This is a genomic window from Chryseobacterium sp. WG23 (genome assembly GCF_024586575.1).
Taxonomy (GTDB): domain Bacteria; phylum Bacteroidota; class Bacteroidia; order Flavobacteriales; family Weeksellaceae; genus Chryseobacterium.
Genome location: NZ_JALCZE010000006.1, coordinates 209,035 through 222,593 on the forward strand (window position 1 = coordinate 209,035; position 13,559 = coordinate 222,593).

At 37.4% G+C, this 13,559-nt stretch carries 11 protein-coding genes; 6 read left to right on the top strand and 5 right to left on the bottom strand.

All coding sequences use genetic code 11. The features are described from left to right. Positions 1-70: 70 nt before the first annotated feature. Both MP477_RS11275 and proS read right to left on the bottom strand, forming a co-directional pair. Positions 71-1,402 carry an OmpA family protein gene (locus MP477_RS11275; RefSeq protein ID WP_257190506.1) on the bottom strand — a complete coding sequence of 444 codons (1,332 nt, stop codon included), beginning with the start codon at positions 1,400-1,402 and terminating at the stop codon, positions 71-73. Positions 1,403-1,521: 119 nt separating this feature from the next. Continuing rightward, positions 1,522-2,997, bottom strand: a complete 1,476-nt coding sequence (gene proS / locus MP477_RS11280) for a proline--tRNA ligase (protein WP_257190507.1) — start codon at positions 2,995-2,997, stop codon at positions 1,522-1,524. Positions 2,998-3,141: 144 nt separating this feature from the next. On the opposite strand from proS, the gene MP477_RS11285 reads away from it, so the two are divergent. Both MP477_RS11285 and MP477_RS11290 read left to right on the top strand, forming a co-directional pair. Then, positions 3,142-4,221 carry a prolyl-tRNA synthetase gene (locus MP477_RS11285; RefSeq protein ID WP_257190508.1) on the top strand — a complete coding sequence of 360 codons (1,080 nt, stop codon included), beginning with the start codon at positions 3,142-3,144 and terminating at the stop codon, positions 4,219-4,221. Between the two features lie 56 nt (positions 4,222-4,277). Next, positions 4,278-5,657: an OmpP1/FadL family transporter gene (locus tag MP477_RS11290; protein ID WP_257190509.1), complete on the top strand. Its 1,380-nt coding sequence runs from the start codon at positions 4,278-4,280 to the stop codon at positions 5,655-5,657. A gap of 63 nt (positions 5,658-5,720) precedes the next feature. Here the strand turns inward: MP477_RS11290 and MP477_RS11295 are convergent, their stop codons facing one another. After that, positions 5,721-6,437, bottom strand: coding sequence for a ZIP family metal transporter (locus MP477_RS11295; protein ID WP_230034247.1), 717 nt, complete (start codon positions 6,435-6,437; stop codon positions 5,721-5,723). Then, positions 6,437-7,162 (bottom strand): class I SAM-dependent methyltransferase, encoded by a 726-nt coding sequence (locus tag MP477_RS11300; RefSeq protein ID WP_230034249.1) that lies wholly within the window; start codon positions 7,160-7,162, stop codon positions 6,437-6,439. The genes MP477_RS11295 and MP477_RS11300 overlap by 1 nt, the downstream gene beginning before the upstream one ends. A 136-nt stretch (positions 7,163-7,298) precedes the next feature. On the opposite strand from MP477_RS11300, the gene MP477_RS11305 reads away from it, so the two are divergent. The 3 genes from MP477_RS11305 (at position 7,299) to MP477_RS11315 (ending at position 11,656) form a co-directional block, all read left to right on the top strand. Further along, entirely contained in the window at positions 7,299-8,462 is a 1,164-nt protein-coding gene (locus MP477_RS11305; RefSeq protein ID WP_257190510.1) for a class I SAM-dependent RNA methyltransferase, read from the top strand. A gap of 516 nt (positions 8,463-8,978) precedes the next feature. After that, positions 8,979-10,406: an endo-beta-N-acetylglucosaminidase H gene (locus MP477_RS11310; RefSeq protein ID WP_257190511.1), complete on the top strand. Its 1,428-nt coding sequence runs from the start codon at positions 8,979-8,981 to the stop codon at positions 10,404-10,406. Positions 10,407-10,651: 245 nt separating this feature from the next. Continuing rightward, a complete protein-coding gene (locus MP477_RS11315; RefSeq protein ID WP_257190512.1) occupies positions 10,652-11,656 on the top strand; it encodes a glycosyltransferase family 2 protein in 1,005 nt (334 codons plus the stop codon). Between the two features lie 39 nt (positions 11,657-11,695). On the opposite strand, the gene MP477_RS11320 is transcribed toward MP477_RS11315, so the two are convergent. Further along, positions 11,696-12,922, bottom strand: a complete 1,227-nt coding sequence (locus MP477_RS11320) for an aminotransferase class I/II-fold pyridoxal phosphate-dependent enzyme (protein WP_257190513.1) — start codon at positions 12,920-12,922, stop codon at positions 11,696-11,698. A 156-nt stretch (positions 12,923-13,078) separates the two neighbouring features. Here MP477_RS11320 and MP477_RS11325 point away from each other — a divergent pair, with 156 nt between their 5' ends. Then, on the top strand, positions 13,079-13,537 hold the full coding sequence (locus MP477_RS11325; RefSeq protein WP_257190514.1) for an Lrp/AsnC family transcriptional regulator: 459 nt from the start codon (positions 13,079-13,081) through the stop codon (positions 13,535-13,537). Positions 13,538-13,559: the final 22 nt, after the last annotated feature.

Sequence of the window (13,559 nt, forward strand, 5' to 3'; positions counted from 1 at the left end):
GAGGAAATCATAAGGGCAAAAAAATCCCGGAAATTATTTCCGGGATTTTTTTGTATTGAATCTAAAGAGATTATTTTGCAAATCTTACAGACATTTTTCTGTCAGCAGCTCTTTCAGCATCAGAAGCTTTAGCGTCTACTGTAGCGAATTTACTTCCGTAACCCTCAGCTCCAAGTACCTGCGCTCCAACGCCTGCTTTTGCCAAAGCAGCTTTGATATAGTCAGCTCTTGCCTGAGATAATTTTACATTAGAAGCTTCGTTTCCTGTTTTATCAGTATAACCCCCGATTTTAACTTTAGCATCCGGGAAAGCTTTTAAAATAGCAACCAGGTTATCCAATTGTCCTTGTGAACCTGCTTCTAAGCTTGTAGAACTTCCCATTTTAAAATTAACATGGTCAAAGTCATACCACTTATCTTTCAATGCAGCATCATCAGCTGCGTTTTTATAACCGCCAGACTTCAGGAATGAAATCATTTGATCCTCAAGACCTCCTTTGTAACCTTTTAACATTACTCCGTTCAGGTCAATGTTTTCATCTGTTTTCACAGTAGCTGGAGCAGGCGTCGCTGTTCCTGTTGTAGCTGCTGTATCTACAGTAGTACCGGCTGCTGTTGAGTCAGATGTAGCGGTAGTCGTTGTAGTCGTCTGTTTTTTCTCGCACTGCCTCCATAAGAAATATCCGGCAGCAATCAGCAATAAAAGCGGCAGCAACCATTTCCAGATTGAACCACCGCCTTCATTGTTATTGTTGTTATTGTTAAATTGTTCTCTTACCTCTCTTGCTCCTTCAGTGACATTTTCTCTGGCTGTAGCAACACCTTCAGCGATGTTGTCCTTCGCAGTAGAAGTTACTGAGGAAACCGTTTCCTTAGCCTGGCCAAACCAATTTTCGGCTCCTAAACCAAAAGAAGCTAAAGAAAGGCCTGCTGGCAGTAAAGAAGAGACAATGCCTTTCTGATCATTCAATAAACTGGAAATCCCTGAAGCTCCAAGGTTATTATCTGCTGCATACTTTCCTACAGTACCTACAGTAGCTCCTGTTACCAGATTTAATAAAGAACCTGCAGTGTTATTGCTGACTCCTGAAAAACTGGCAATGGAATTTACGAGTCCACCCACCTTATCCCCAAAAAGAGAAGATAATAAGCTGGTAATAATAGAATTATTGGATGATCCACCCAATAAATTCCCTAATATGCCGCTTGAAGAGGCTTTCGTTATTGCATCCAATACACCAGGATTGTCTGCATTATTGGCTAATCCGCCTACTACGGCTGGCAATAAACCACCAATTGCTTTAGAAATACCGGATTCACTTTCTCCAAACTGCGATGCAGCCTGCGAAACCAAAGCGGGACCTAATTGTCCTTTAATTAAATCAATGACGTTTAAAGACATAATAATAAATTTTTTTGGATTAATGTTGTGATAAATTTAAACAAAAATCCGTCCAAAAGTCACTTTTTTTTGAATATTTCTTTAGAAACTGATGATTTTTTTTGAAATTATTAAAATTTTTAATAAGCTTTTGCGAATAATACACGTCTCTTAGAAGGTTTTCCTGAGATCATTGAAATACCTTCTTCCACATCATTATCCAAAGGAATACATCTGATAGTAGCCTTAGTTTCGTCCTTGATCTGCTCTTCTTCTTCAGCAGTACCATCCCAATGTGCATAAATGAAACCTCCTTTTTCTTCTAAAACTTTTTTAAACTCTTCATAAGTATCTACTGTACTGATATTATCTCTTCTGAAGTTTAAAGCTTTCGTATAGAGATCTTCCTGAATGGTTTTCAATAATTCTTCGATATAAGAATCTAAACCTTCAAGAGAATGTGACTGTTTGGTAAGGTTGTCTCTTCTTGCGATTTCTACAGACTTGTTTTCAAGATCTTTCGGTCCTATTGCTATTCTTACAGGAACTCCTTTCAATTCATATTCTGCAAATTTCCATCCCGGTTTATTCTGAGTGTCATTGTCAAATTTCACAGAAATACCTTTGGCTTTTAGTTTAGCCTGAATATCTAAAGCAACCTCACTAATCTGGTTCAGCTGTTCCTCTCCTTTGAAAATAGGTACAATAACCACTTGGATAGGGGCTAAAGTTGGAGGCAATACCAATCCGAAATCGTCAGAGTGAGTCATAATCAAAGCTCCCATTAAACGGGTTGAAGTTCCCCATGAAGTAGCCCATGCATGTTCTATTTTTCCTTCTTTGTTGGTGAATTTTACATCAAATGCTTTTGCAAAATTCTGACCCAGAAAGTGAGAAGTTCCTGCCTGAAGAGCTTTTCCATCCTGCATTAACGCTTCAATACAGTAGGTTTCATCGGCCCCTGCAAATCTTTCAGATGGTGTTTTTAAGCCTTTGATAACTGGCATAGCCATGAATTTCTCTGCAAAATCTGCATACACATCGTTCATTTTTTCGGCTTCTTCTACAGCTTCATCTTTTGTGGCATGAGCAGTATGCCCTTCCTGCCATAAAAATTCTGCAGTTCTAAGGAATAAACGGGTTCTCATTTCCCAACGTACAACATTAGCCCATTGGTTGATCAGTATTGGTAAATCTCTATAAGATTGAATCCAGTTTTTATAGGTATTCCAGATAATCGCTTCAGAAGTAGGACGTACAATAAGCTCTTCTTCAAGCTTAGCATCAGGATCTACAATCAGTTTGTGTGGATTATTTGGATCTGTTTTTAATCTGTAATGGGTAACTACGGCGCATTCTTTTGCAAAGCCTTCCGCATTCTTTTCCTCTGCCTCAAACAAGCTCTTGGGCACAAAAAGCGGGAAATATGCATTAACGTGACCTGTTTCTTTGAATCTTTTATCCATTTCATCACGCATTTTTTCCCAGATTGCATAGCCATATGGTTTGATCACCATACATCCACGCACTCCTGAATTTTCAGCTAAATCAGCTTTTACAACCAACTCATTATACCATTTGCTGTAATCTTCGCTTCTTGAGGTTAATTTTGCCATTATTTTTTAAAATTTTTTTAACTTTTGTACATTATTGTTATCTAAAAATAAAAATCTATTTTTGATAGATTTATTTACCGGTCTTTTGGTACATTTTTGGTACAGATTGCAAATATAATTTAATTTAAAAATTTTTACGTTATCATGAAAAGAAATATACATAAAAATTTGCTTGGCCTGCTTAAATCTAAAGGGATTTTAGCTGTTTCAGGCGGATTATTGCTTATGTCTTGTGGTGCTCAGATGGGAGGGTATAGCGAGACAGACGGGGTTTATTATGACCCCAACAAGGATACGCTGCCGGAAGGAGTGATCATTAATGGTAGCGGAAACAGAGTAGGCGAATATTATGACTACTATCAGGATTCTAATGTGATCCAAAATGCACAGGAGAATTCAAGAGACCAACAGAATAAATATAACGAATGGAGCGGTACGAATCCAGAATGGAATACCAATGCTACAGATTCCGATTGGGGAATGTATGCAGGTTCTCAAACCAACTATTATGACAACTCGTGGGGATATGGATCTCCTTGGGGCTGGTACGGTGGCTATAGCCCATATTGGGGCTGGAACCGTGGCTGGGGCTGGAATATGGGAATGTCCTGGGGTTGGGGCGGATCTTTCGGCTGGGGCTGGGGAGGCTCTATAGGCTGGGGAAGTCCTTACTGGGGCGGATATTATGATCCATTCTGGGGCGGATACTATGGTAACCCATATTGGGGCTATGGAGGAGGCTACTGGGGTGGTGGTTACTACAACAGACCATACAGAAGAAGTGGTGCTGATGGCAGAGGATTTGTTGGTAATCCGGGTATAACAAATAATGTGTACAGACCAAGTACAGGAGGATTCAGAAACGGAAGTAGCAATGGATTCAGAGATTCCAATACAAACGGTGGTTTCAGACAGGGAAATACCGGAGGTTTCAGAGGCTCTAATACCAATGGAGGCTTCCGACAAGGAAATACCGGAGGCTTCCGAGGTTCTAATACGAATGGGGGATTCCGACAAGGAAATTCCGGAGGATTCCGTAATTCTTCGCCACAACCAAGACCTGAATACAATCAGCCTAGATATAATAACAGCGGAGGTTTCAGATCTAATGACTCCGGAGGCTTCAGATCAAGTGGAGGCTTCAATTCCGGAGGCGGAGGCTTCAGAGGTGGATCTGGCGGCGGAGGCGGCATGAGATCCGGAGGCAGCGGAGGCTTCAGATAATTTTCAAATTAAAAATAAACTATTAATAAATAATGTTAAAAAAATCTTTAGTATTAATGAGTGTTTCTGCAGCTTTCTTTGCGCAGGCACAGGATGTTTCCGTGATAAGGAATACTGTAGATGTTTATTCCAGCTCTCCTATGGTGGGATCGGCTAAGTTTAATGCGATGGCAGGTGCCAATGGAGCATTAGGAGGAGACGCGAACTCGTTGCTTACCAACCCGGCAGGGTTGGGAGTCGCTATTTCCGGAGAAATTTCAGGAACGTTATCTGTGGCCGGTAATAAAAACAGCAGCACTTGGGCAGGTTCTACCTTAGATTATAACAAAACAAAGACGGACCTCGGAAACGTGGGAGGTGTTATTGCATTTCCGTTGATGACTGAAACAGGATGGAAGTTTATCAATATAGGGATCAATTATTCTAATCAGTCTCTTGATAATTACGTAGAATCGGCTGGGAATAATAAAATGATTTATGACTTTGATACTGATAAAAGTTCATCATTTGCAGGACATGCTTACAACCGATATGGTAATTTATCAAAAATGAGCTTTGGTGTAGGAGCAAATTATAATCATAATTTCTATATTGGAGCAGGTCTTAACTTTTTGAGTACATCAATAGATCAGTATGATACAGCAGCTTTTCAATCGATTCAAAATAAGTCTCTAGAATATTTCAGTAAGCAAAACACTCCTTATTTTGAAAGATCCTCAGGATTTTCAGCTTCATTAGGGGTGATAGGAAAGCTAAGTCCTAATTTCAGAGTAGGAGCAGCCCTTGAAACACCTACTTTCTGGACTATTGACAGAGATTATAATTATTATAATGATGCCAATACAGGAGATGGAATGGGGTATGAGAACAGAAAACTTACCACACCGCTTAAGGCAACAGTAAGTGCTGCGTTTGTAGCTAATAAGAATTTCTCATTGAACGTAGACTATACATTAGGACTTACAAAACCTGATTATAAAGTATACGGATCAGCGGAAAGAGAGCTGAATGATTTCTTTAAGGATAACTACAAGAACTTATCAGAGCTTAGATTAGGTGCTGAATATAGAGTACAGCAATTTAGACTGAGAGGAGGTTATTCTTATGTTTCCAGCCCTATGGATGCTATTGCGATCAGCAGCTATAATGATGCCGGTATTGCGCAGGACAATCAGTCATACAGCAATCTTATGTTGAGTGACAGAAATCTTCTTTCATTTGGTATAGGATATGATTTCAAATCATTCTATATTGATGCTTCTTACCAGAATATAACATCAAAGTACAATAATCCTTTCTTGAGAGGAGTGCTTTCAGATCAGGTAGATTCTGCATATTACTCACCAACGAATATTGTAAGCAGCGATGCTTATGCTGTTTCCAGTGTGAAAAATACCAGAAATAATTTCTTCCTTACTTTGGGATGGAAATTCTAAGTTTCTGATCATATACATAAAAGCTCCGAAAATATTCGGAGCTTTTTTATTTTTAATGTATATTTAATGGGGATGCTGGTGGAAAAGATGCATGAACAGCGCCAGTGAAACACCCAGGACTACCAGTCCTATTTTTACCCAGTCTATATTGTGGTTTTTATTGCTCTCGAAAATGATCACTGAGGAAATATGAAGGAAAATCCCTCCTACGATAGCCAGAAAATAAGGTTGCAGATTTGGGTTGAAATAATTCCCTAACAGCATTCCCATTGGTGAAGCCAGTGCAAAAAGCGCTACAATCAGTAAAGAAGGATAAGATGATTTACTTTTAGACTCTTCATGCCTGTTGAACAAAAATGCTCCCAGAATAAAAGATATCGGTAGATTGTGAAATACAATCCCCAGAAGATAAGGGGACAATTCATGTTCTTCATTGGCGAGAGGAATTCCCTCTATAAAAGCATGAATAAATAATCCTACCATTAAAGCAACAGGAAGGATATTGTGTTCGCTGTGGTGGTGAAAGTGTCCGTGCTCAAAACCTTTGGTTAATGCTTCCAGAACCATCTGCAGAAGAACTCCTGCAATCACAAATATTCCCAGGTTATTGCTTTCTGTGGAAGTATAAACCTGTGGAAAGACTTCATTCAGGCATATTGTAATCAAAAAACCGGCACTTAAGATCAAAAGATTTTTAGCCAGTTTTTCTTTTTTACCAAAGTGTTTTCCCAGAAATACGCCTGCAATTACACTTAAAATCAGTAAAAGTACTGTGGTCATTATTTTTTCTTAAATAAATTGATACAACGTGGGGAACTCTCTCTGTTAAATTCATTCAGCTGATAATCTCCCCAGATTTTTATTCTTTCAAAACCGCATTCAGAAGCATAGGCATTAATGGCTTCTAAGGTGTGGAGCTTTACTTTTTCAAAGAAATGAAAAGGTTTGCCGTCTGCTTCAAAACAGATATCTTTAATTACATGTCTTCCTTCAATTTTTTTCAGAATCTTAAAATCAATGTCCCCACGTGTAATTAACGTTTCAGGAACTATATTTTTTCTTACATATTCTTCATTAAGATAATCCAGCACAAAATAACCTCCCGGTTTTAAAGCATTATATACAGACTGAAAAACTTTTTTGTCGTCATTTTCATTATCAAAATATCCGAAACTTGTAAATAAATTGAAAACAGCGTCCATAGGATCTGCATCAATAGGATTTCTCATGTCGTGAACATCAAAAACCAGTGTCTGGTTTTCAAATGGCTTATCAGATTCAATACTCTGTCTGGACAGGTCGAGTCCTAAAACATCATATCCCAGTTTGTTTAGGAAAACGGAGTGTCTTCCCTTGCCGCAAGCAAGATCTATAATTTTTGAATTAGGCGGCAGCTGAAGGTCCGCAGTAAGCTTTGTGATGAAGTTTTCAGCTTCAGTATAGTCTCTGTTGCTATAAAGCAAATGATAATAAGGGGTATCAAACCAAGATTCAAACCATTCCATAATGCAAAAATAACTAAATTTGTGCGGTTAAAAGCAAAGTATTTTACAACATTAAAAGATTGAAAAATTCAATTGATCAATACGTTGGATAGCTAATCTTTTAATTATTAAACCTTTATACTTTTAATTTTTACTTATGGACACAGAAAATATAAAAATTCAGATAAAAACATTCTTCGGACTGGAGCAGATTCTGGCGGAAGAAATCAAGAAATTAGGCGGAAGAAATGTCGAAATTAAAAACAGAGCGGTAAATTGTGAAGGAGATCTTGGTTTTCTTTATAAAGTTAATTACTCAGCAAGAACAGCATTAAAAATCTTAGTGCCGATTCATGAGTTTAAAGCTTTTAACCAGCACCAGTTTTATGACAGACTTTTTAAATTTCCGTGGGAAGACTTTTTGAGTGTCGACCAGTCTTTTGCTATTGATTCAACCGTAAATTCTGAAACATTTAAGCATTCCCAGTTTGTGACGTTAAAAATGAAGGATGCTATTGTGGACTATTTTCAGGATAAATTCAAGAGACGTCCTAATGTGGAAACAAGAAATCCGGATATTAAATTCCATCTTCATATCGACAGGGAATTGGTGATGATTTCACTGGATTCTTCCGGAGATCCTTTGTTTAAGAGAGGGTATAGAAGAGAGCAGGGAGAAGCACCTATTAATGAAGTACTTGCCAGCGGAATGCTTCAGCTTGCCGGCTGGGATGGAAGAGGAAACTTCCTTGATCCTATGTGTGGTTCAGGAACATTATTGATTGAGGCTGCTATGATTGCATTGGACCTTCCGGCACAGACTTTCAGAAGAGGATTTGCTTTCCAAAACTGGAAAAATTATGATGCTGATCTGTTTGCAAAAATTAAAGAGTTCAGAATTAACCGAGTGAGACAGTTTGACGGAAAAATTGTAGGATATGACATTGATTCCAGAATGCTGAATGCCGCCAAAATAAATGTGGATGCTGCAGAAATGGAAGATGTGATTGAGATCAAAAAACAGAATTTTTTTGATTCCAAGAAAGACCTCTTCCCATTACTGATGGTATTTAATCCTCCATATGATGAGAGAATCTCTATCAATGACGATGATTTCTACAAAAAAATAGGGGATACCTTTAAAACAAACTATCCGAATACATTAGCATGGTTAATTTCATCCGATTTGGAAGCTGTTAAAAAAATAGGATTACGTCCTTCCAGAAAGATTAAACTTTTCAACGGAAAACTGGAAACCAGATTTTTGCAGTATGAAATGTATGAAGGAACAAAAAAAGTACACAAACTCGAAAATCAATAAAGATTTATAAACCCTTCCTGTTGTGGAAGGGTTTTTGCTTTCTAATATTCAAAATTTTGTTTAACCTTTAAGTTAATCTATGTCCTGGAATATTTTTGATATAATAGGTGTTGTTTTTGATGCGCTGGAGTTGTTGGGAGGTTCGTCGACTTCCAATGAGGAGAGCCATCAAAAGCCCAAAAAGTGAAGATCCAAATATAGGCTAGAGTAGATAAGTATTGGCTTTTCACTCTATATTTTTGGATTGTTTTATTCCAGAAGCTTATTTTCTATGATTTTTTCTGCTGCTGTTTCTTCTTTCAACAGCTTTAGTTATCTGCTTATACTTTAAATCCGGTTTGTTTTTTTAGAATACCTTGTTTTTTTGAAAAATCAAGAATTTGCTATGTGTTTCGTATTTTTATTTACTATTGTTTGTCTTATTTATTTCTTTTGATAAAATAGTGTATGATTTTGATAATTTATCATTAATTGTTTATTGAGTGTTATTCTACATTTGAAATAAACAATTTTATTATGAAAAAAATTAGCTTACTATCATTATTTATTTTATTAATTAGCATGCTCAGTGTTGTTTCATGTAATTCTGACAGTTTAGATGATTCTACCACTCCAAATGAACAATCCTTATCAGCCAGTGGGAATTTGAATTCCAAAGTGGCTGCTTTTGGAAAAAATCCTCTTTCTGTTATGTATGTTGAGGTGAATAACAATGATATCCGGGAAGTGGGTAAATATAAACTGGCAGATGGAAGGCAGCTTTTTGATGTGGCTATTATTTTTGCAGCCAACATCAATTATAATACCTCCACTCAGAAGGCATATTTACATTTTAATGACCAGGTTACCAATGTACTTACTAATAAAAATACTTACATAAAACCTTTACAGGACAAAGGGATTAAAGTGATGCTGTCAATCCTTGGGAATCACCAGGGAGCCGGATTTGCTAATTTTCCAACTCAGGCTGCTGCTCAGGCTTTTGCCCAGGAGTTAGCTGATGCTGTAAATACGTATGGTTTGGATGGTATCGATTTTGACGACGAATATGCGAATTATGGCGCTAACGGAACAGCTCAGCCTAATCAGTCTTCATTTGTTTATCTTGTGACTGCCCTTAGGGACTTACTTCCAACCAAAATTATTTCTTTTTATAATATTGGCCCTTCCGCAAGCAATCTTTCTTATAATGGGGTAACTGTAGGATCGAAAGTGGATTATGCCTGGAATCCATATTACAGTACGTATTCAGCTCCCAACATACCAGGTCTGGATAATGCTCATAAAGGTGCTGCAGCAGTAAATGTAAATTCGGGGACTTCTTCTTTTACAAGCAGTTCTACAGCGATAAACTTTGCACAGAGAACTAAAACTGACGGATATGGTGTTTTTCTGTATTATGATTTGGGAGCTACCAATATAGCGTCCTATTTTTCTGGTGCCACCAATGTGCTGTACGGGCAAAATACAGTGTATGGAGACGGAACAACGCCCACAACAGGAATTATATCCGGAGCTACCTATCAATTGGTTTCTGCCACTAATGGTACTAGTGTATTGGATGTTTTGAATGCAGGGACAACAGACGGAACAAAAGTTCAGCTTTGGGCTTCTAATGGTAATACCGCCCAAAAATGGAAAATTACTGATGTGGGTGGAGGATACTATAAGCTACAGCCTCTTAATGCTCCCACTAAATCTTTAGATGTATCCAATTCAGGTACAGCCAATGGAACTCAGGTACAAATATATACAGACAATGGAACAAATGCCCAGAAATGGAAATTAACATCGCTGGGAAATGATTATTATAGTCTGTCTCCCGCTCATGCGCCAGGTTCTAATCTTGATGTCAATAGCGGTTCTGCAGCCAATGGAACAAAAATCCAGATTTGGGCAGCCAATACCGGCAATGCCCAAAAATGGAAATTAGTAAAATTATAGTTTCTATTTTAAGAACAAATTTCAAACTGAAATTTGTTCTTTTTTTTGCAGGAATCTTTTATATTTCCATGAGTGTCATATGTTCCATCTATTTAAAATATCAATTTATTTACAAAGGGAATTACTGCCTCGGGAGCTTATGATTAAAATGCCGTCTAAAAGTATCATGGTGTTAATTTCGGAGAATACCTGTTAAACTGTTTGTGAATTCCTTTATGAATGGTTATTTTTGACAAATTTTCAATTTGAAACCTAGTATTTCCATTATTGTTGCTATTTACAACCGAAAAGATGAACTTTTTGAGTTGCTGACCTCCCTTACCCAACAGACGGATAAAGAGTTTGAAATTATTATTGTGGATGATGGCTCTGTAATAGATCTGAAACCTACGATACATCATTTTGACGAAGTCCTGGATATTAAATATTTCAGGAAAGATAATTCCGGACCGGGGCTGACTAGGAATTATGGATCAGCAAGAGCGGCTAATGAATGGTTGGTTTTTGTGGACAGTGACGTCATTGTTGAGAAAGATTATATCGGGCATATTAAAAAAGATATTGTTACCATTCCGTGTGATGCATTTGGTGGGGCAGATAAAGCGCATAAAGGTTTTAATCTGATGCAGAAGGCTATTTCATATTCTATGACTTCTGTTTTTACAACGGGAGGAATCAGAGGCAATAAAAAAGCAGTTTCAAAATTTCAGCCCAGAAGTTTTAATATGGGTGTGAAAAAGGCGGTTTTTGAAAAAGTAGGTGGATTTTCAGAAATGAGGATAGGAGAAGATCCTGATTTATCAATGACACTTTGGGAAAATGGTTTTACCACAGCCTTTTTTGATGATATTGCAGTATATCACAAAAGAAGGGTAGATTTTGGGAAATTCTCCAAGCAGGTCTACCAGTTTGGTTGTGCAAGGCCTATTCTCAACCAAAGACATCCTGATTACGTAAAGATTTCTTTTGCTTTTCCTACCTTATTTATGCTGGGATATATAATGGGTTTTTTAGAATACTTTGTGCTGGGAAGAGGCATTATCCTTGCTTTTTATGGACTGTATACCTTTTTGGTACTTTTCCATGCCTTACTTCTTACTAAAAATATAAGTATTGCCGGTATGGCAGTTATTTCCACTTATATCCAGATGTTTTCTTACGGCTACGGCTTCCTGAAGTCCTGGGTTTTACTGAATGTTTTTAAAATAAAACCGGAGGATGCTTTTCCTCATCATTACCATAAAAAATAAAAGCTGTCGATTTTGACAGCTTCTATTATAACAATAAATTTAGAGTATATGAATGTTTTCATGGGTAAGAACGCCTACTTTAAGCATGCATTCTTTCATTTTTTGATACGTTCTTTTTATATCGTGGTCTAAACCGATGGAGAATCTGATCAGGCCATCAGAAATCCCTATGGAAGCACGTTCTTCTTCCGGAATTTCAGAAGAGGTAGATTTTCCGGAGCATGAGAATAAGGTTTTATAAAACCCTAAGCTTACGGCCAGATAACCCAAATTTTCTGTCTGCATCATTTCCATCAGCTCATTAGCTTTTTCCGTAGTTCCGGCATCCAGCGTCAATAGCCCTCCATATCCATATTCTTCATGAATCATACTTTTCATTAATTCATGATTTTTGTGAGATTCCAGACCCGGATAGGAGATTTTCAATCCGTCTTTTTCAAATCTTTCGGCAAGGTACATTGCATTGTAGCTGTGCTGTTTCATTCTGATGTGCAGGGTTCTCAGATTTTTTAAGATACTGGCAGATCTGAAACTGTCCATAGTAGGACCAAGAAGCATACAGGCTCCCGAGTTTACATTTTTAGTATCGTTAATGAATTCCTGGGTTCCACAATAAACACCACCTACAGTATCACTGCTTCCATTAATGAATTTCGTTAAACTATGGATAACGATATCCGCTCCCAGTGACGTTGGCGAAATGGAAAGAGGTGAAAAAGTATTGTCGACAATCAGTTTTAAATGATGTCTTTTACAGATCTCTGAAAGTTTTCTAAGGTCTGCCACTTCAAGAAGCGGGTTGCTTACACTTTCACAGTATATTACTTTAGTATTAGGCCGTATGGCGTTTTCTATAGATTCAAAATTTCCGATATCTACAAAAGAGGTTTCAATATGGTAAGGAGGCAGAAAGTTTTTTAGAAACGCATAGGTTCCGCCATAAATTGTTCTGCTGGAAATAATGTGATCTCCGCCTTTGCATACCTGCATCAGAACAGAAGTAATAGCGCCCATTCCGGAAGCTGTTACATTGGCTGATTCTGTATTTTCCAATTTGGCAAGTGCCTGAGCCAGATAAAGATTCATTGGAGAGGAGTGTCTTGAGTACAGATAACATCCTTCTGCATTTCCTTCAAAAGTATCAAACATTGTTTTTGCAGAAAGGAAAGTATAAGTAGAGCTGTCTGAAATGGAAGGATTTACTCCCCCGAATTCACCAAAATACTGAAGATCCTGTATTTCGTTGGCTGCATTGAAATTTTCCATAAGCGTTGTTTTTATTTATGGAACCAAATTGCATCATTTTCATAATTATTACAACATAAATTTGAATTTATAGAATATAAAACTGCTAATGTTTGTTTATTTAGATAATATATTTAGTATCTTCGGAGATATTAAATTTTGACCAAAAATTTATCTATGGAACTTGACGAAACTGACAAAAAACTGCTCCTGTTTTTACAGGAAGACTGCAAACAAACAACCAAAGAGCTGTCCGGTAAGCTTGGGTTATCTGTAACAGCTGTCTATGAACGAGTGAAAAAGCTGGAAAATGCAGGTGTTATTTCTAAATATGTAGCCTTGTTGGACAGGAATAAGATCCACCGGAATTTCATTGTTTTGTGTCATGTAAAATTAACACAGCACAAAAAAGAATTCGTATTGCAGTTTGAGAGAGAAGTGATGAATCTTGAAGAAGTTACTGAATGTTTTCATGTAAGTGGAGATTATGACTATATCCTCAAGATAGGGGTCAGAGATATAGAAGATTACCGTAGCTTTATGCTGACGAAACTTACGACCCTTCAGCACATCGCCAGTACGCACAGCTCATTTATGATCTCTGAAGTAAAAAATACAACAGCGATTATTTTGTAAAAGGCAGTATATTGTATTAACT

Coding starts and splice junctions, on each gene's coding strand:
- MP477_RS11275 (WP_257190506.1), bottom strand. CDS start 1,402: ATGTCTTTAAACGTCATTGATTTAATTAAAGGACAATTAGGTCCCGCT.
- proS (WP_257190507.1), bottom strand. CDS start 2,997: ATGGCAAAATTAACCTCAAGAAGCGAAGATTACAGCAAATGGTATAAT.
- MP477_RS11285 (WP_257190508.1), top strand. CDS start 3,142: ATGAAAAGAAATATACATAAAAATTTGCTTGGCCTGCTTAAATCTAAA.
- MP477_RS11290 (WP_257190509.1), top strand. CDS start 4,278: ATGAGTGTTTCTGCAGCTTTCTTTGCGCAGGCACAGGATGTTTCCGTG.
- MP477_RS11295 (WP_230034247.1), bottom strand. CDS start 6,437: ATGACCACAGTACTTTTACTGATTTTAAGTGTAATTGCAGGCGTATTT.
- MP477_RS11300 (WP_230034249.1), bottom strand. CDS start 7,162: ATGGAATGGTTTGAATCTTGGTTTGATACCCCTTATTATCATTTGCTT.
- MP477_RS11305 (WP_257190510.1), top strand. CDS start 7,299: ATGGACACAGAAAATATAAAAATTCAGATAAAAACATTCTTCGGACTG.
- MP477_RS11310 (WP_257190511.1), top strand. CDS start 8,979: ATGAAAAAAATTAGCTTACTATCATTATTTATTTTATTAATTAGCATG.
- MP477_RS11320 (WP_257190513.1), bottom strand. CDS start 12,922: ATGGAAAATTTCAATGCAGCCAACGAAATACAGGATCTTCAGTATTTT.
- MP477_RS11325 (WP_257190514.1), top strand. CDS start 13,079: ATGGAACTTGACGAAACTGACAAAAAACTGCTCCTGTTTTTACAGGAA.